Below are 18,062 nucleotides of genomic sequence, written 5' to 3'. Positions count from 1 at the left end.
TCCGCGAGCCCGCTCGGCTCGGGAAGGACAGCTTCGGCTCGGAGCCGTGGGCCGGCTCCGGACGGCCTCCGTTCGGCGGCGGCGGTGGCCGGTCGGCTCGGAACGCCTTTCGCGGTGGGGGAGCGCGGGCGCCCGTGACGTACCCGCGCTCCCTGCCGGCGAACCGTGGCTAGCTCCGCACGACCTCCGCGAGCCCGCTCAGCGCCGGCGGCAACGCTCCTTCGTGCAGCACGCCCAGCCGCTGCGTCGCCCGGGTCAACGCCACGTACAGGTCCGCCGCGCTGTCGGCGAGGATCGCCGCCGGGTCCACCACCAGGACCGCGTCGAACTCCAGCCCCTTCGTCTCCGACGCGAGCACCGCGCCCGGCACCCCCGGCGGCCCGATCACCACGCTCGTCCCGGGACGGCCGGCTTCCTCGCGGACGAACTCCTCGACCGCCGCCGGGAGCTCGTCCGCGGTCACCCGCCGGGACCACGGCGGGACCCCGCACGCCCGGACCGACTCCGGCGGCCGGACGTCCGGGGCGAAGTCCGCCAGCACCGCCGCCGCGACCGCCATGATCTCCGCCGGCGTGCGGTAGTTGACCGTCAGCGAGCGGTAGACCCAGCGGTCGGCCACGTACGGCGCCAGCATCGGACCCCACGACCGCGCGCCGGCCGCCGAACGGCGCTGGGCAAGGTCGCCCACCACCGTGAACGACCGGCCCGGGCAGCGCCGCATCAGCACCCGCCAGTCCATTTCGGACAGTTCCTGCGCCTCGTCGACGACGACGTGCCGGTAGGTCCAGTCCCGGTCCGCCGACGCCCGCTCGACCAGTGTGCGCGTGTCGGCCTCGACGAACCGCTCGGCCAGATCCTCGGCGTAGAGCAGGTTTTCCGCCGACAGCATGACGTCCTCGTCCATCTCCTCCCGGTCCAGCTTCATCGTCTGGAAGACGCCTTCGGCGTATTCGGCCTCGGCCTTCCGTCGTCGCGCTTCCGCCGCGGCGGCCGTCTTCTCCGCCGTCTTGTCGTGGCCCAGCAGGTCGACCAGCTCGTCGAGCAGCGGCACGTCCGAAACCGTCCACGAGGAACCCTCGACGCGGAACAGCGGCGAGTCCGCGGGAACCGAGGTGTACAGCGAGGACAGCAGCTCCGCCGGCGTCAGGATCGGCCACAGCGAGTCGATCGCCGCGCCGAACTTCGCGTCGCCGGCGAGGTCGGCCAGCAGCCCCTTCCGCATACTTTCCCACTCGTCCTTGTCGTCGCGGCTGAGCCAGCCGCGGCCGATCCGGCCGATCGCGCGTTCGGTGAGCACGTACGTGACGATCTCGGTGAACACCGCCCGGGCCTCGTTGTGCGGCAGCCCGCTGTCGCGCGCCTCCTGCCGGGCCCACTCCGCGGTCTCGGCGTCGATCCGCACGGTGACGTCCTTGAGCACGATCGGCAGCGGTTCGGCGGGCAGCCGCTGCCGGTCGGCGACCGCCGCCTTCAGCACGTCGAGGATTTCCAGGGATCCTTTCAGCCGCGCGGCTTCCGGGGTGTCTTCGGCGGTGACGTGCAGGCCCGGGACGAGGTCGCCGGTGGTCGTGAACACGACGTCGGTCTCGCCCAGCGACGGGAGGACGCGGCCGATGTGGTTCAGGAACGCCGGGTTCGGCCCGACGACCAGCGCGCCGTGGCGTTCCATCCGCTCCCGCTGCGTGTACAGCAGGTACGCGACCCGGTGCAGCGCCACGACCGTCTTCCCGGTGCCCGGCCCGCCCTCGATCACCAGCACGCCCGGGTGGTCGAGCCGGATGATCTCGTCCTGCTCGGCCTGGATCGTCGCGACGATGTCGCGCATGCCCTCGCCGCGCGGCGCGTTGACCGCCGCGAGCAGGGCCGCGTCCCCCTGCGCGTCCCCGCCGGGCCGGCCGAGATCCTCGTCGGTGAAGCCCAGTACCCGCCGGCCGCGCGTGTGGAACTGGCGCCGCCGCCGCATGTCCTCCGGGTTCGCGCCGGTGGCCGTGTAGAACGGGCGCGCCGCGGGCGCCCGCCAGTCGAGCAGCACCGGCCGGTACTCGTCCTCTTCGTCGAACAGGCCGACGCGCCCGATGTAAGTCCGCTCGCCCGAGACGGCGTCCAGCCGCCCGAAGCAGAGCCCGTTGTCGACGACGTCCAGCCGCTTCACCTGCCGGCCGAGCGCGCGCACGCTGACGTCCCGTTCCATGGCGCCGACGCCGTTGCCGCCCAGGGCGGCCTCGTACTCGGCCTTGACCCGCGCGCGCTCGGCGTCGAGCCGCGCGTACAGCCCGGCGACGTGGTCGCGTTCGGACCGCAGTTCTTCTTCGTACCCCTGTGTCACATTCCCTCTTCGTTGTCCCGCGACGGCTTTCAGGCGGTGGGCGTGCCGAACCACTTCCGCAGCGCGCCGGGCAGCCCGTCCTCGTCCTCGCCGGCCCAGACGACGTGGCCGTCGGGCCGCAGCAGCACCGCCGGCACGTCCAGTTCCTCGCTGACGTCGACGACGTGGTCGACGCGGTCCTCCCAGCCGGCCGCCGAAAGCCGGCCGGTCTGGTCGAGCAGCAGCCCGCGGCCCGCGTGCATCAGCCCGTACAGCCGGCCCTGCTTCAGGCCGACGTCCCGCAGCCGCCGGCCCAGCAGGGCGGGCCCGGGACCGAAGTCGTAGCGGATGCCGATGGCGATGATCTTCTCGGTGAGGTACCGGTTGACCTCGTCGAAGTCCATCAGCTCGGTCAGCAGCCGCCGCGCCGCCTGCGGCCCGGGCTCCAGCAGGAGCAGCTCCATCTGGGCGCGGGTGTTGTTCAGCACCTCCTCGGCCACCGGGTGCCGCTCGGCTTCGTAGGTGTCCAGCAAGCCCTTCGGCGCCCAGCCGTTCACTTCGGCCGCCAGCTTCCAGCCGAGGTTGAACGCGTCCTGGACGCCGAGGTTGAGCCCCTGCCCGCCGACCGGCGGGTGGACGTGCGCCGCGTCGCCCGCCAGCAGCACCCGGCCCACCCGGTAGCGCTCCGCCTGCCGGGTCGCGTCGCCGAAGCGCGAGAGCCAGCGCGGCGAGTGGACGCCGAAGTCGGTGCCGGCGGTCTTGCGCAGCTGCTCCTTCAGCTCGTCCAGCGTCGGCGGCGTCCGGCGGTCCTCCGCGACGCCGTCGGCGGGGACGCCGACCCGGTAGGTGCCGCCTTCCACCGGCATGAAGCCGAACCGCTTCTCGGTCTTGCGGACCTCGACGTTCGCGGTGTCGATCTCTTCCCGCGAGACGCCCACCTCCACCTCGCCCAGCAGTGTCTCGATCCGGCTGGGCTCGCCGGGGAAACCGACGCCGAGCAGCTTGCGGACGGTGCTGCGCCCGCCGTCGCAGCCGACGAGGAACCGGCCGCGTTCCCGGGTGCCGTCGGCCAGCTCGACCGTCACGCCGTCGTCGTCCTGGCTCAGCCCGGTCACCTCGCGGCAGCGCCGGATCTCGGCGCCGAGCTCGAGAGCGTGCTCGGTCAGCAGACGGTCGATGACCGGCTGGTGGATGCCGAGCGTGTAGCCGTGCGCTGTGTCCAGCTTCTCCGGCGACGGCTTCGGGATACCGGCGAAGAAACCCCCGACCGGGTACTTCGTGCCCAGCTCGAGGAACCGTTCCAGCAGCCCCCGCTGGTCCATCACTTCGATGCTGCGCGCGTGCAGCCCGAGCGAGCGGACGGCCTTCGTCGGCTCGGCGTCCCGCTCCAGCACCAGCACGCCGACGCCGTGCAGCCGCAGCTCCGCCGCCAGCATCACGCCGGTCGGGCCGCCGCCGGCGATGATCACGTCGAACAAAAAAAGACCCCCTTGGATCACCCGCGTTTCCGCAGGTTGTGGCAACGGCTGAGAATTGTGCGGCACAACGGGGGTCTTGCCGCAAGCCCGGGGGTGCGCTATACGTTAGACATGGAGGGGAGTGGTTTTCCTCCCTCCCGTCTCCGGGACGACTTCCCAGATCCAAGCCTTGATACCAGGTTCCGTTTCCGTGCGGCCGGCTGATCTATGACGGCGGTCATAGTGTGCTTCCGGTCGCATTGTGCTCTCATGGGACTATGACAGCTGTCATAGAAATCCGGGAGCTGGGTGACCACCCGGCGGACCGGGACCGCGTCGCCGCGCTCGTCGCGGCCTGCTCGCCGGAAAGCCTCCGGCTGCGGTTCCTGATGGGCGGCCCGGCGCGACCGGCCGAGGTCTTCCGGCGCTACCGGCGCTTCCTGCTCGCCGGGACGCCCGCGCTGCTGGCCCTGCGCGACGGGGTGCCCGTGGGGCTGCTCAACTTCGCCGCGGAGACCCCGGGCGAAGCCGAGATCGGGATCCTCGTCGCCGATCCCTGGCAGCGGCAGGGGATCGGCAGCGCGCTCGCCCGGTGGCTGTGGGCGTCCGGGCGGTGGCCGGGCTGGACCGTGCGGGCCACCGTGCGCGCGGGCAATGCCGGCGCCGAGGCTTTGCTGCTGCGCCAAGGGTTCCGGCCGGTGCCGTCCTACGAACGCGGCGAGCGGGACTTCGCGCTCGTCGTCCCGGACTGGGCTACCATGACGGACGTCATGAAGGAGGCGGCGGATGACGCGGACACCCCGCGAGCGGATGGTGCTGAGCGCCGCTCAGCTGGTGCGGATCCAGGGCGTCGGGGCGACCGGCATGCGGGACGTGGTCGCGCACGCCGAGGCCCCGCGGGGGTCCCTGCAGCACTACTTCCCGGGCGGTAAGGAGCAGCTGATCGCCGAAGCCGTCGCGTGGGCGGGGGACTACGCGGCCCGGCGCGTCGCGCGCGTCGCGGCGAAGATCGCGGAGCCGACGCCGGGCAAGCTCTTCGAGGCGATGGCCGCGCAGTGGCGCGACGAGTTCGCGGCGCAGGGGTTCGACGGCGGCTGCCCGCTGGTCGCGACGGTCGCCGACACCGCGGCCACCAGCGACAGCCTGCGCGAAGCGGTCGGCAAGGCGTTCGAGGGCTGGCAGCGCCCGGTCGCGTCGACGCTGCAGGAACTCGGTGTGCCGGCGGCCCGCAGCACGTCGCTGGCGGTGCTGATGCTCAGCGCGCTGGAGGGCGCGATCGTCCTGGCGCGGGCGCACCAGGACGTCGCGCCGCTCGACACGGTGGTCGCCGAGCTGCGGCCGCTGCTCGACGGGGCCGTGTCCTAGCGACCGTCCTGGAGGTCGCGGAAGAACTCCCGGATGTCCGCGACCAGGACGTCGGGCGCCTGCAGGGACGCGAAGTGCCCGCCGGTGTCGTACTCGGTCCAGCGCGTGATGGTGTTCGACAGCGCCGCGAGCCCGCGGATCGCGTGGTCGCCGCGGAAGTTCGCCACCGCCGTCGGCACGCCCGACGGCGCCGGCCGCTCGCCCCAGCCGTCCTGGCCCGCCTCCAGGTAGAGGCGCGCCGCCGAGCCGGCGGTACCGGTGAGCCAGAAGATCGTCACGTCGGTGAGAACGGCGTCGCGGTCCACCGGCGTCTGGGTCGTCGCGGCGGGGTCCCAGCCGACGAACCATTCGAGGTTCCACGCCAGCTGGCCGGCGGGGGAGTCGTTGAGGGCGTAGGCGAGCGTCTGCGGCCGGGTGGCCATCTGGGTGGCGTAGCCGGAATGGCCGTACCACCAGGCCTGGTTCTCGACCGCGCGTTTCCGGTCCTCTTCGGACAGTCGCTCGAGGTCACCGGGCGCGGTCGGGACGCCGGCGTTGGCGACAGCGTTCACGTGCACGCCGAGCACCGCCTCCGGCGCGGTCCGGCCCAGCTCGGGCGAGACGATGCTGCCGAAGTCGCCGCCCTGGGCGCCGTAGCGCTCGTAGCCGAGCCGTCGCATCAGTTCGGCCCACGCCCGGGCCGTCCGCCGGGTGTTCCAGCCGCGGTCACGCGTCGGACCGGAGAAGGCGAAGCCGGGCACCGAGGGGGCGACGACGTGGAACGCGTCGGCGGGGTCACCGCCGTGTGCGCGCGGATCGGTGAGCGGGCCGATCACGCCGGCGAAGTCGGCGACGGTGCTCGGCCAGCCGTGGGTGAGGATCAGCGGCGTGGCGTCCGGTTCGGGGGAGCGGACGTGCAGGAAGTGCACGCGCTGGCCGTCGATGGTGGTGGTGAACTGCGGGAACGCGTTGAGCCGGGCCTCGTGGACGCGCCAGTCGTAGCCGGTCTGCCAGTACTCGACGAGCTCGGCGAGGTAGGGCTCGCTGACGCCGTAGTCCCAGCCGGCGCCGGGCAGTTCGCCCGGCCACCGCGTGCGGGCGAGGCGGTGGCGCAGCTCGTCGAGGTCGGCCTGCGGGACGTCGATGCGGAAGGGATCCATGGGGCCACCGTTCCGCTCATGTAGGACAGGATCGGTCCTAGACGGGTGCGAAGCTGTGGGCATGCGTGAAACCTCCGGCCGGCTGCTGCGGTTGCTGGCCCTGTTGCAGTTGCCGCGCGAGTGGTCCGGAACCGAACTGGCTTCGCGGCTGGGCGTGACCACGCGGACCGTGCGCCGGGACGTCGACCGCCTGCGTGAGCTGGGCTACCCGGTGCGCGCGGCGATGGGCCCGATCGGCGGCTACCGCCTCGGCGCGGGCGCGGAGCTGCCGCCGTTGCTGCTGGACGACGACGAAGCGGTCGCGGTCACCCTCAGCTTGCGTACGTCGGGGTCGGAGGCGGCGCAGCGCGCGTTGAGCAAGCTGTCGCGAGTGCTGCCGTCACGGCTGCGCCACCGCGTTGCGGCGTTGGAGGCGAGCACGCTGGCGCTCCCGGTGCGGGGGTCCTCCGTGGACCCCGCGGTGCTGACGGCGGTGTCGGCGGCGATCCGCGACGCTTCGACGGTGCGTTTCGACTACGTGGACCACTTCGGTGGTTCGTCCCGCCGGTCGGTGGAGCCGCACCGCTTGGTTTCGTGGGGCCGGCGTTGGTACGTGGTCGGCTGGGACGTGTCGCGCGAGGACTGGCGGACGTTCCGCGCGGACCGGCTGTCGTTGCGGACGCCGAACGGGCCGCGGTTCACGCACCGCCCACCCCCGGACGGTGATCTGATGGCGTACTTGACGCGGACGATGGGCCGCGAGATGTGGCCGTTGCGCTGCTCGCTGCGGGTGTTCGCACCGGCGTCGGAGCTGGAGGGGCGGGTGGAGGGGGAGGTGACCCCGATCGACTCCGCCACTTGCCGGCTCGAGCTGGCGTCGGATTCGTGGGACGTCGTGGCGTTCGTGGCGGGGATGCTGGATGTGGCGTTCGAGGTGGAGACCCCGCCGGAACTGGCCGAACGGCTGCGCGTGCTGTCGGCGAGGTACGCCGCGGCGACCTAGGTGTGCGTGCCGCCGTCGATGCGGATTTCCGTGCCCGTGATGAACTTCCCGTCCGCCGAGGCCAGCATCGCCACCACGCCCGCCACCGTCTCCGGGCCCGCCACCGCGTTGCCCACCTCCGTCGTGTGGTCGGTCGGTAGGATCGGCAGCAACCGCCCGAACAGCGAGAAATCGACGTCCGACGGCAGCCAGCTCGCCGCCGAGTCCGTGATGCCGCTCTTCACGCTCCCCGGCGCGATGGCGACCGCCCGCAGACCCCGCTTGCCGTACTCCAGCGCCAGCGAGTGCGTGAACGCCTGGATCCCGCCCTTGCTCGCGCAGTACGCCGCCATGTACGGGTGCGCGAACGACGCCGACGTGGAACTGAAGTTGACCACCACGCCGTGCTCGGATTCGAGCAGCGTCGGCAGGGCCGCGCGCGTCACCAGGAACGTGCCCGTCAGGTTCACCGCCAGCACCCGGTTCCACAGCTCCAGCGACGTCTCGTGCGTGTGCGACGCCAGCAGGATCCCCGCCGCGTTGACCACCACGTCGAGCCCGCCGAGCGCGTTCACCGCCGACGTCACGCCGGACTCCACCGATGCCTCGTCGGCCACGTCCATTACGTACGTCGTCAGGCCGCCGGGTGGCGCGGCCTTCTGGGTCTCGATCAGGCCCGCTTCGGAGACGTCGGTGCCGACGACCTGGGCACCTTCCTCCAGCAGGCGGTACGTGGTGGCCCGGCCGATGCCGGAGCCGGCTCCGGTGACCAGGACCCGGCGATCGCGCAGGCGTTCCATGGCGATCACCGTAGCCAAGGAACTACAGCTCGGGCACCCTCTCGGAGGCAGGCGGCGGCCCCGGCGGCGTTCCGTCGCCGAACGGGCGGCCGCCCAGCTCCTCGCGGCCGTGCGGCGTCAGCCACCCGGACGTGTCCGGCCCCAGCGGCACGATGCCGGTCGGGTTCACGTTCTTGTGCACCACGTAGTAGTGCTCCTTGATCTGCGCGAAGTCGATCGTGTCGCCGAAGCCGGGCGTCTGGAACAGGTCGCGCGTGTAGGCCCACAGCACCGGCAGCTCGGTGAGCTTCTGCCGGTTGCACTTGAAGTGGCCGTGGTAGACGGCGTCGAACCGGACGAGCGTCGTGAACAGCCGGACGTCGGCCTCGGTGATCGTGTCGCCGACCAGGTACCGCTGGTCCGCCAGGCGCTCGGACAGCCAGTCGAGCCGCGCGAACAGCTTGCGGTACGAGTGCTCGTACGCCTCCTGGGAGCGCGCGAAGCCGCACTGGTAGACCGCGTTGTTGACGTCGGTGAACACCTTCTCGGCGACGTCGTCGATCTCGTCGCGCAGCTTCTCCGGGTACAGCTCCGGCGCGCCGGAACGGTGGTAGGCGGTCCACTCGGTCGACATGTCCAGCGTCATCCGCGCGAAGTCGTTGGTGACGACCTGGCCGCTCGGGACGTCGACGAACGCCGGCACCGTGATGCCGCGCGGGTACTCCGGGTCGCGCTTGAAGAACGCCTCCTGCAGCCGCTCGATCCCGAGCACCGGGTCGCGGCCGTCGGGGTCGAGGTCGAAGCTCCAGCTTCGCTCGTCGTGCACCGGCCCGGCGATGCCCATCGACAGCACCGGCTCGAGGCCGAGCAGCCGCCGCACGATCACCGCGCGGTTGGCCCACGGGCACGCGCGCGCGACCACCAGCCGGTAGCGGCCGGGCTCGACCGGCCAGCCGTCGCGGCCGTCGGCGGTGATGCGGTCCGGGATGTAGTTCAGATCCCGCTTGTACTCGCCCTTGTCGGTCATCGGCGTCCTCAGCAGTCGTCGGTCGGGGGAGCGGTGTCCAGCGCCGCGGCCAGCCGGGCCAGCACCGGCCCGGCCGTGCGGACGTCCTCGGCGCTCAGGTGGTCGAACACCGAAGCCCGCACGCGGGCGAGGTGGCTCGGGTAGGCCGCCTCCAGTTTGGCCAATCCCGCGCCGGTCAGCACGGCGTTGGACGCGCGGCCGTCCTCGGCGCACTTGCGCTTCTCGACCAGGCCGCGGCGGGTGAGGTCGTCGACGACCCGGCTGATCCGGCTCAGCGAGAGCCCGGTGGTCGTGGCCAGCGCCGAGATGCGGAGCAGGCGGTCCGGCGCCTCCGACAGCGCGACGAGCACACCGTAGTCGGTGATCGCGAGGCCGGTCTCGGGCAGGAACTGGTCTTCAAGCGCCCGCGGCAGCGCCGTCGTGATGCGCATCAGGGCCCGCCAGAACGGGGCTTCGTCGAGGTCGAGCGCGGACTGTTCACCCATACCGGCGAGTCTAGACAAAGCTTGCTTGCGCAACCAGTGAAAGTGAGTACAGTGTCGTTGAACCCTCAATCACCTGGGGGCGCCACCACGAGGAGATGACGTAGAGCCATGACCAGCGCGACCACCTACCCCCAGCTGACCGGTGAGTACACCCTGGACGCCGCCCACTCGCGGATCGGGTTCGTCGCCCGGCACGCGATGGTGACCAAGGTGCGCGGCAGCTTCAACGAGTTCACCGGCACCGCCACGATCGACGGCGACGCCCCGGAGAAGTCGTCCGCCCAGGTGACCATCCAGGCACACAGCATCGACACGCGCAATGCCGACCGCGACGGTCACCTGAAGAGCAACGACTTCCTGTCGATGGACGAGTACCCGCAGATCACCTTCACCTCGACCGAGATCAAGCAGACCGGCGAGACCAGCTTCGAGGTGACCGGTGACCTGACCATCAAGGATGTCACCCGTTCGGTCACCATCCCGTTCGAGTTCGAGGGCTCGGCCAAGGACCCGTTCGGCAACGACCGGATCGGCTTCGAGGGCTCGACCACGATCAGCCGCAAGGACTACGGCATCACCTGGAACGCCGCCCTCGAGACCGGTGGCGTCCTGGTGAGCGACAAGGTCACGCTCGAGTTCGAGATCTCCGCGATCAAGAACGCCTGACCCCGGGAGCGGGGCCGGCCTTCAGGGCCGGTTCCCGCTCGCCCGCAGGTTTTCGATCCCGACGTCGAGCGCCGCTTCCAGGTGGTCGATGCGGCCGGTCGACAGCATCACCACCACGCCACCCTGCAGGCCCGCCAGCAGGGCGGCCGCCGTGCGTTCGGTGTCCAGGTCGGGGCTCACCTCGCCTGCCGTCTGCAGGTGGCGAATGCCCGCCTCGAGCTCGTCCTGCCAGCGCCGCATCAGCTCGGTGACCACCGCCTGCGCGCCCGGCGTCGCGCGGCCCAGCTGGGAGATCAGCACGTTGAGCGGGCAGTGCTGCCCCCGGCTGTCGTAGTGCGAAACGACGGTGTCGCGCCAGCGCTGCCAGCCCGCCCACGACGTCAGCCGGCCCAGTTGCGGCTGCTGGACCGCCAGGACCTGGTCCGCCTCGAAGCGCGCCACCGCCAGCAGCAGCTCTTCCTTGCCCTCGGGGAAGTAGTGGAAGAGCTGGCTCTTGCTGGTGGCCGTCCGCGCGCGGATGTCGTCGAGCGTCGTGACGGCGACCCCGCGCTCGCGGATCTCCGCCGCGGCGCCTTCGACGATCCGCTGCCGCGTCGCGGCGCCCTTCCGGGTCAGGGTTGGACTCACGGGTCCATTTTAAACCGGTGTCGGACGGGCCCGCCACCACGCGACAATCCGGTCATGTCCACGGTCACGCCGTTCGCGGTCCTCGCGCTCATCGGTGCCGGGTCCGGCGCGGTCACGGCGTGGGTGCTCCTCCGCCGCGACCGGCCCGCGCAGGTGCTCACCCCGGCGGCCCGACGGGAGGGGCTGGACCCCGCCACCGAGTGGAAGATCTTCGCCGACGAGCGCGAAGTCCGCCTGGCCGGCGTGCACGAGTTCGCCCGCTTGGCGGACCGGGACCCTTCGCTGCGCCAGGACTTCGTCGACCACTTCGTGGTCCAGCTCGGGTACGGGTGGCATGAACTCGCTGCCTGGCAGGCCCGGCTCTGGCCGGTGCTGCTGGCGCGCCTGCGTCGCGGCTCACCGCGCTTCTGGCCCGGGATGGACCTGCACGTGCCGTCGATGGTGCTCCACGACGTGGACCTGCGGGGCTGCGAACTCGGCGACGCGACGTTTCGCGACGTCCGGTTCGCGGGCACCGCCCGGTTCGGCGGCGCGGTCGTCACCGGCCTGGTGAGCTTCGAAGGAGCACGCTTCACGCGCCACGCGCTGTTCCGCGGTGCCACCTTCGAGGCGGGCGCCGATTTCGAGAACGTCGTTTTCACCGGCACGGCCTCGTTCACCGGAGTCACAGCCGGCGGCGAAGTGTGGTTCGACGGGGCCCGGTTCTCGGCGCACACCGACTTCTCCGAGAGCGCGCTCGCCGACACGTCGTTCGCCGATGTGGGCTTCGCGGGCCGGACGTCCTTTCGCGACGCCCGGTTCCGTGACGCCTTCTTCGGTGGAGCGCGGTTCAGCGGGCACGCCGACTTCACCGGGGCCACGGCCGAGCGGTTCCGCTTCCCGCGGGCGCGCGCCCGCACCGACGTGTACGCGCGCCGCACCTGGCCGCCGGGCTGGACGCTCGGGCCGCCGTCCCCGCGCAAGCCGGGCCACTGGGCCGAGGTGCAAGTGACGTGAATGACTCATTCCTGTCGTCAGGCGACAGGAATGAGTCATTCACGTCGTTTCCCGGACCGGCACCTCCGCACCATCCCGCAGGAAGACCGGGATCCGCTCGGCCGGAGCATCCGCCTCGACCCAGCCACCGCCGTCATGCCGGGAGCCCGTGACCGCGTCGGTCCAGAAAGCACCGGCCGGCAGGTACACCCTGCGGGACGTCACCCCGGGCCCGAGAACCGGCGCCACCAGCACATCCGGCCCCAGCAGGAACTGGTCGGAGACGTCCCAGGAACCGGCGTCCCCGGGAAAGTCGACGAACAGCGGCCGCATCGGGGGGACGCCCTGCTCGTGCGCCACCCGCATCTGCTCCATCAAGTACGGCCGCAGCCTTTCCCGCAGCCTCAGCGACCCCACGATCGACGAATAGGCCGAATCGCCGTAGGACCACACCTCGTTGGGGCCGCCGGTCATCGCCGGGCCGAACGGCGACCGCGGGTCGCGGAAGCCGTGCAGGCGGAACAGGGGGCAGAACACCCCGTACTGGAACCACCGCACCATCAGCTCGCGGTACTCCGGCGACGAGGGGTCGCCGCCGTGGAACCCGCCGATGTCCGTGGTCCACCAGGGGATCCCGGCCAGCGCCACGTTCAGCCCCGCGCGTACCTGGGCCCGCAGCGACTCCCACGTCGCCCCGACGTCGCCCGACCACAGCGCCGCCCCGAATCGCTGGCTGCCGGCCCACGCCGACCGGGACAGCAGCACGACTTCGTCGTCGCCTTCGGCGCGGATGCCGTCGTGGAACGCCTGCGCGTTCGCCTGCGGGTAGAGGTTGAACACCTCCGCCCCCGGGCCGGCGTGGAAGCCGAGGTTGTGCGGGTGGCCGGGCTGGATCTCGGGCTCGTCGCCGTCCAGCCACCACGCGCGCACGCCCAGGTCGTAGTAGTTCTCCTTGACCTTGCCCCAGACGAACCTCCGCGCCGCCGGGTTGGTCGCGTCGTAGAACGCCACCGGCATCTCGACGTCGAACCCCTTGTCCTTCCAGGGCGCGTGCGCCGGGACGCCGTTCTCGGCGGCGACCAGGAGACCCTGTTCGTGCAGGGCACGGTAGTTCGACGAGAGCGGGCTCACCGACGGCCACACCGACACCATCAGCTTGGTACCCAAAGAGGCCAGCTCCCGCACCATCCCGGCCGGGTCCGGCCACTCGGCCGGGTCGAACCGCCAGTCGCCGAGGTGGGTCCAGTGGAAGAAGTCCGCCACGATCACCGACAGCGGCAACCCACGCTCGTGGTACTCCCGAGCCACGGCGAGAAGCTCGTCTTGGGTGCGGTAGCGCAGTTTCGACTGCCAGAACCCGGCCGCCCACTCCGGCAGCATCGGCGCGTACCCGGTCGCGTCGGCGTAGTGCCCGAGGATCTCTCGGGGGCCGTCCCCGGTGGTGACCCAGTAGTCGAGCTGGCGGGCGTCGTCGGCGACCCAGCGGGTGCCGTTGGCGGCCAGCTCGACCCGGCCGACCGCCGGGTTGTTCCAGAGGAAGCCGTAGCCGCGGCTGGAGAGCAGGAACGGCACCGACACCTCGGCGTTGCGCTGCACCAGGTCGAGGACCAGGCCCTTCTGGTCGAGCCGGCCGTGCGTGTGCTGGCCGAGGCCGAAGATCCGCTCGTCCTCGTAGGCGGTGAACCGCTGCTCCAGGCGGCCGTACCCGTTGCGGGACGGCATGAACAGCCGCGCGCCGGGCCACCAGAAGTGGGCGCGCTGCTCGGCCAGCAGCTCCTCGCCGGTGCCGGTGCGGACGAACTTCAGCTGCGCGTCGATCCCCGTGTCGGTGTCGGCGATCTCGACGATCGCGGTGAGCGCGCCGTTGACGACCCGGCCGGTGCGCTCTTCCACCGTCGCGGTCGCGGCGGACGGCTTCGCGGGCAGCAGCGCGCCCGGGACGTCGTCGAGGATCCGGTGCCGTCCCGCGCGCACGCGCAGGCTGCCGTCGCCCCACGGCTCGACGCGCAGCACCTCGTGCCGCACGGTGACCTCGAGCGAGCGGCCGTCTTCGGACGTGATCACGCGGTCTCCTTAGTCTTTGACGGCGCCGCTGGTCAGCCCGGCGACGACGTACCGCTGGGCGACGACGAGCAGGACGGCCGCGGGGATCGCGGCGAGGACGGCGGTGGCCATGATCCCGTTCCAGTCGGCGGACTGGTTGCCGACGAACCGGTAGATGCCGACCGTGATCGGCTCGAACGACTGGCCGGTGGTGAGGGTGACGGCGAAGAGGAAGTCCGCCCACGCGAACAGGAACGAGAACAGGCCGGCGGTGACCAGCGCGTTGCGGCTGACCGGCAGGATGATCGAGACGAACGTCCGCCAGTACCCGGCACCGTCCACTCGGGACGCTTCGGTGAGCTCCTTCGGCACGGAGATCATGAACGCCCGCAGCAGGAGCACGGCGAACGGGATGGTCGCGGTCGAGTCGGCGAGCACCAGCCCGAGGTAGTTGTCGATCAGCCCGAGGTTGCTGAAGACGGTGTAGAGCGCGTTGGCCATCACGATGCCGGGGATCATCTGCACGATGAGCAGCACGAACACCAGCACCGGGCCGCCGCGGACCTTGAGCTGCGCGAGCGCGTACGACGCCGGCGCGGCGATCGCGACTGACACGAGCACCGTGCCGAGCGCGACGACGACGCTGGAGAGCAGGTGCGGTCCCTGCGAGGACAACGCCTTGCGGTAGCCGTCGAGCGTGCCGCCGGCCGGGAAGAACGCCGGGTCCGGGCGCAGCAGCGCGCCGCTGGGCTGGAAGGAGGCGTTGACCATCCAGTACAGCGGGAACAGCAGCACCGCGACGATCAGGACGCCGAAGACCGTGCGCGGCCACGAAGAGGTCTTCATGCCACCGCCTCGGCCAGCGTGGCCTTCGCCGAGCGCAGGTACAGCAGCCCGAACACCGTCGCCACGAGGATGAGGACGTTGCCGACCGCGGCGCCCTGGCCGAACGCGAAGTCCTGGAAGGACAGGCGGTACGACCACGTGGTGAGCGTCTGGGTCGCGTTGGCCGGGCCGCCGCCGGTGACGACCATGATCACGTCGAACACCTTGATCGTGTAGACCAGCCCGAGCATGAGCACGATCCCGGTGACCGGCCGCAGCAGCGGCCAGGTGACGTGCCGGAACCGCTGCCACGCGCCCGCGCCGTCCAGCGCCGCGGCTTCGTAGAGCGACGCGGGGATCGCGCGCAGGCCGCCGTGCAGGATCACCAGGTTGAACGGGATGCCGATCCAGATGTTGGTCAGGATCACCGCCGGCAGCGCCCAGCCCGTGCTGCTCAGCCACGGCACCGAGTCGAAGCCGAGGAACCGCAGCGCGGCGTTGAGCACGCCGTGGTCCTGGTCGAACATCCACCGCCAGACCGCGCCGCTCACCACCAGCGGCAGCAGCCACGGCAGCAGGAGCAGCGACCGCAGCAGCGCGCTGCCGAGGAAGCGGCCGGTGAAGAACACCGCCAGCGCCAAGCCGATCCCGAACTGGAACACGAGCGAGCCGGCGGTGAACAGCACCGTGTTGAGCGCCGCCGTCCCGAACAGCGTGTTGTCGAACACGGCCGCGTAATTGCTGATGCCGACGAAAGGTGCTTCGCCGGTGTAGAACGACTTCACGGTGTAGTTCTGCGTGCTCATCACGACGTTCGCGGCCAGCGGGTAGCCGAAGAACACCACGATGTAGGCCAGCGCGGGCAGCAGGAACGCCCACGCGGCGAACCGGGTGCCGGGCCGGGGTTTCCGGCCGGCGCGGGGCGGTGCCGCGACGGCCGGGGCGACCAGGGTCACGAACCGCTCGCTTGCTGGGCGGCCTTCAGGGCCTGGTCCGCGGGCTGCTTGCCGGTGAGCGCCGCCTGCAGCGCGTCGGCGAGCGCCTGCGAGACCTTCGGGTACTTCTCGCCGAGTTCGGCGGTACGGGACCGGGCGCTGCCGACCTCGTCGACGAACGCCTGCATCGCCGGCTGCTCCGCGCCGAACTTCGCGGCGGTGGCCGTCTTCGACGGGATGTAGGCGTGGGCCTTGCTCCACTCGAGCATGGTGGGCTCGGAGAGGATGCAGGAGAGCACCTTGCCGGCGGCCTGCTGGGCCGGCCCGCTGGTGACGGGCACGGTGCCGACCTCACCGCCGAGCGCGACGACCGGTTTCGCGCCCGCCTGCGGCACCGGGATGGGCACGACGCCGTAGTGCAGCGACTTCTCCTCGTCGAGCCGGGCCAGGTTCCACGACCCGTTGACCATCATCGCCGCGTTGCCCGCGACGAACTGGTCGGCGACGTCGTTCTGGTTCCACGTCACCACGGACTTCGACGCCGACCCGGAGTTCACCAGGTCCGTCACGAACTGAAGCGCTTTCACGGACTGCGCCGAGTCCAATCGGGACAGTTCCGCGCCGTTGCTCCAGAAGAAGGGCAGGAACTGCCAGGTACCCTCTTCGGACGGGATCGCGGAGAAGGCGAGGCCGTACTTGCCGTCCTTGGTGAGCTTGGCCGCGGCGGCCTTCAGCTCGTCCCACGTCTTCGGCGGTGCCACCCCGGCCGCGGTGAGGAGATCCTTGTTGTAGATCAGCGCGAGGCCGTTGACGCCGGGGGCGACGCCGTAGACCTTGCCCTGGTACGTCCCGGCCTTGACGATGCTGTCGTAGTAGCCGTCGGTGGTGATGCCGTAGGTGTCCAGCGGGGTCAGCGCGCCGGTGGCGGCGACCTGCTGCAGCGTCGGGTTGTCGGTGAAGAGCAGGTTCGGCAGCGTCTTCGAGCTCGCGCCCTGCAACACCTTCGGCAGCATCTGGTCGGTCGGCACCTTCTGCCGCTCGATCTTGATCCCGGTCCGCGCCGCGCACGCGTCGAGGATCTTCTGCCAAGCCGCCGAACCCTGCTCGTCGGCGTAGTAGTCGAGCTCGGTGATCGAGGACGCGGGCGGCGCGTCGTTCGACGCGGCGGGTGGCGTGGGACTGGGGCTGCACGCGGCGACCAAAGCGGCGCTCGCGGCCAGGATCAGGGCGCGACGGGGCAGGGACATGGTGATCCTCCTACGACGCTGGAGCAGAACCGGGTCAGGCGCGGGGCGCGGCGGTGGAATCGCGCTGGGTGAGGCGAGGGCCGAGCAGCCGGACCTCCGGGGTGGTGTGGCCGGCGAGCCGGCGCATGGTCATCTCGACGGCCTGGGCCCCGACCTCCTCGGCCGGGATGGCGACCGTGGTCAGCGCGACCGCGTGGTGCTCGGCCATGCTGTCCGGGCAGACCGCGACGACGGAGATGTCTTCGGGCACGCGCAGCCCGCGGTGGCGCAGGTCCGACAGCAGCCCGGGCAGCACGGCCTCGTTGTGCACGACCAGGCCGGTCAGGTCCGGGTCGGCGGCGAGCAGCTCGTCGAGGCAGGCGCTCACCGCCTCGTAGGAGTGGGCGCACGGGCGGTTGGTCGCGCGCACGTCGTGGGTCTTCGCGGCGTCGTCGAACCCGCGCAGGAACCGCGTCGCGTAGCTCGTGCCGCGCCGGTAGACGGCGGGGGAGGGGCCGATCAGCGCGATCGAGCGGTGGCCGAGGTCGGCCAGGTGCGCGACGCACGCCGAGCCGGCGGCGGTGAAGTCCAGGTCCACGCAGCTCAGCCCGGCCGGGTGGTCGGGCACGCCGATGAGCACCACCGGCAGGTCGAGCGCGATGAGCATCGGCACCCGCGGGTCGGCGGCTTCGACGTCCATCACCATCAGCGCGTCGGCGATCGCCGACGACGCCACCCGCTGCAGCGCCGCCGGGCCTTCGTCCTTCGTGAGCAGCAGCAGGTCGTGGTCGTGCGCGCGGGCCGCGGTGACCGCGGAGGCGACGAACTCCATCACCACGGCGACGTTGAGGTCCGTGCGCAGCGGCACGACCAGGGCCAGCACGTTCGTCTTGCTGCTGGCCAGCGCCCGGGCCCCGGCGTGCGGGTGGTAGCCGAGCTTGCGGATACTCTCCTCCACCAGCCGCCGGGTCTTGGGCGAGATCGAGCGCTTGCCGCTGATCACGTACGACACCGTGCTGGGGGCCACGCCCGCCGCCGTCGCGACGTCGTTGATCGTGACCACGGGCAGCCTCCTGGGGACGGGCGGGGCGGTGGGTCCGTCGAAGCGCATCGACGATGGCACGAAGGTAGAAGACGCCGGTCGGAAACACAAGCACGATTTGCCGTGCGCGGATATTCGATTCGCATTCGACGATCACCGGCCGTGTCGAAATTGTCGAACACCGCTGATGATGGCTCTTCCCGCA

17 protein-coding genes are annotated in these 18,062 nt (G+C 71.4%); 5 read left to right on the top strand and 12 right to left on the bottom strand.

Annotated elements, in window-relative coordinates; genetic code table 11:
* Positions 1–169: 169 nt before the first annotated feature.
* Together helR and rox are read right to left on the bottom strand one after the other, a co-directional pair.
* Positions 170–2,326 (bottom strand): RNA polymerase recycling motor ATPase HelR, encoded by a 2,157-nt coding sequence (gene helR / locus ABFJ78_RS38555; RefSeq protein WP_436392387.1) that lies wholly within the window; start codon positions 2,324–2,326, stop codon positions 170–172.
* Between the two features lie 29 nt (positions 2,327–2,355).
* Entirely contained in the window at positions 2,356–3,783 is a 1,428-nt protein-coding gene (gene rox / locus ABFJ78_RS38550; protein ID WP_436392386.1) for a rifampin monooxygenase, read from the bottom strand.
* A gap of 257 nt (positions 3,784–4,040) precedes the next feature.
* On the opposite strand from rox, the gene ABFJ78_RS38545 reads away from it, so the two are divergent.
* Positions 4,041–4,694, top strand: coding sequence for an N-acetyltransferase family protein (locus ABFJ78_RS38545; RefSeq protein WP_436392385.1), 654 nt, complete (start codon positions 4,041–4,043; stop codon positions 4,692–4,694).
* Entirely contained in the window at positions 4,627–5,127 is a 501-nt protein-coding gene (locus tag ABFJ78_RS38540) for a TetR/AcrR family transcriptional regulator (RefSeq protein WP_436392384.1), read from the top strand. The genes ABFJ78_RS38545 and ABFJ78_RS38540 overlap by 68 nt, the downstream gene beginning before the upstream one ends.
* Here ABFJ78_RS38540 and ABFJ78_RS38535 read toward each other — a convergent pair.
* Positions 5,124–6,266, bottom strand: coding sequence for an epoxide hydrolase family protein (locus ABFJ78_RS38535; protein WP_436392383.1), 1,143 nt, complete (start codon positions 6,264–6,266; stop codon positions 5,124–5,126). The genes ABFJ78_RS38540 and ABFJ78_RS38535 overlap by 4 nt on opposite strands.
* Positions 6,267–6,327: 61 nt before the next feature.
* Here ABFJ78_RS38535 and ABFJ78_RS38530 point away from each other — a divergent pair, with 61 nt between their 5' ends.
* Positions 6,328–7,248: a helix-turn-helix transcriptional regulator gene (locus ABFJ78_RS38530; RefSeq protein ID WP_436392382.1), complete on the top strand. Its 921-nt coding sequence runs from the start codon at positions 6,328–6,330 to the stop codon at positions 7,246–7,248.
* Here ABFJ78_RS38530 and ABFJ78_RS38525 read toward each other — a convergent pair.
* Genes ABFJ78_RS38525 through ABFJ78_RS38515 form a run of 3 tightly spaced genes read right to left on the bottom strand, consistent with a single transcriptional unit; the run spans position 7,245 to position 9,518 of the window.
* A complete protein-coding gene (locus tag ABFJ78_RS38525) occupies positions 7,245–8,027 on the bottom strand; it encodes an SDR family NAD(P)-dependent oxidoreductase (protein WP_436392381.1) in 783 nt (260 codons plus the stop codon). The two genes, ABFJ78_RS38530 and ABFJ78_RS38525, sit on opposite strands and share 4 nt — an antisense overlap.
* Positions 8,028–8,049: 22 nt before the next feature.
* Complete coding sequence (locus ABFJ78_RS38520) at positions 8,050–9,033, bottom strand: glutathione S-transferase family protein (protein WP_436392380.1); 984 nt, start codon at positions 9,031–9,033, stop codon at positions 8,050–8,052.
* 8 nt (positions 9,034–9,041) lie between these two features.
* Complete coding sequence (locus ABFJ78_RS38515) at positions 9,042–9,518, bottom strand: MarR family winged helix-turn-helix transcriptional regulator (protein ID WP_436392379.1); 477 nt, start codon at positions 9,516–9,518, stop codon at positions 9,042–9,044.
* Between the two features lie 108 nt (positions 9,519–9,626).
* On the opposite strand from ABFJ78_RS38515, the gene ABFJ78_RS38510 reads away from it, so the two are divergent.
* Positions 9,627–10,184: a YceI family protein gene (locus ABFJ78_RS38510; protein ID WP_436392378.1), complete on the top strand. Its 558-nt coding sequence runs from the start codon at positions 9,627–9,629 to the stop codon at positions 10,182–10,184.
* Between the two features lie 21 nt (positions 10,185–10,205).
* Here the strand turns inward: ABFJ78_RS38510 and ABFJ78_RS38505 are convergent, their stop codons facing one another.
* Positions 10,206–10,811: a TetR/AcrR family transcriptional regulator gene (locus tag ABFJ78_RS38505; protein ID WP_436392377.1), complete on the bottom strand. Its 606-nt coding sequence runs from the start codon at positions 10,809–10,811 to the stop codon at positions 10,206–10,208.
* Between the two features lie 54 nt (positions 10,812–10,865).
* On the opposite strand from ABFJ78_RS38505, the gene ABFJ78_RS38500 reads away from it, so the two are divergent.
* Entirely contained in the window at positions 10,866–11,807 is a 942-nt protein-coding gene (locus ABFJ78_RS38500) for a pentapeptide repeat-containing protein (RefSeq protein ID WP_436392376.1), read from the top strand.
* Positions 11,808–11,846: 39 nt separating this feature from the next.
* On the opposite strand, the gene ABFJ78_RS38495 is transcribed toward ABFJ78_RS38500, so the two are convergent.
* The 5 genes from ABFJ78_RS38495 to ABFJ78_RS38475 are packed head-to-tail and all read right to left on the bottom strand — an operon-like array spanning position 11,847 to position 17,878.
* On the bottom strand, positions 11,847–13,850 hold the full coding sequence (locus tag ABFJ78_RS38495; protein ID WP_436392375.1) for a glycoside hydrolase family 31 protein: 2,004 nt from the start codon (positions 13,848–13,850) through the stop codon (positions 11,847–11,849).
* Between the two features lie 9 nt (positions 13,851–13,859).
* A complete protein-coding gene (locus tag ABFJ78_RS38490) occupies positions 13,860–14,675 on the bottom strand; it encodes a carbohydrate ABC transporter permease (protein WP_436392373.1) in 816 nt (271 codons plus the stop codon).
* On the bottom strand, positions 14,672–15,610 hold the full coding sequence (locus ABFJ78_RS38485) for a carbohydrate ABC transporter permease (protein WP_436392372.1): 939 nt from the start codon (positions 15,608–15,610) through the stop codon (positions 14,672–14,674). The genes ABFJ78_RS38490 and ABFJ78_RS38485 overlap by 4 nt, the downstream gene beginning before the upstream one ends.
* Entirely contained in the window at positions 15,607–16,836 is a 1,230-nt protein-coding gene (locus tag ABFJ78_RS38480) for a sugar ABC transporter substrate-binding protein (RefSeq protein ID WP_436392371.1), read from the bottom strand. The genes ABFJ78_RS38485 and ABFJ78_RS38480 overlap by 4 nt, the downstream gene beginning before the upstream one ends.
* 34 nt (positions 16,837–16,870) lie before the next feature.
* Positions 16,871–17,878, bottom strand: a complete 1,008-nt coding sequence (locus ABFJ78_RS38475) for a LacI family DNA-binding transcriptional regulator (RefSeq protein WP_436392370.1) — start codon at positions 17,876–17,878, stop codon at positions 16,871–16,873.
* Positions 17,879–18,062 lie beyond the last annotated feature (184 nt).

Source organism: Amycolatopsis sp. MEPSY49, from assembly GCF_051337345.1.
Taxonomy (GTDB): domain Bacteria; phylum Actinomycetota; class Actinomycetes; order Mycobacteriales; family Pseudonocardiaceae; genus Amycolatopsis.
This window is presented reverse-complemented; position numbering and strand designations above follow the sequence as displayed.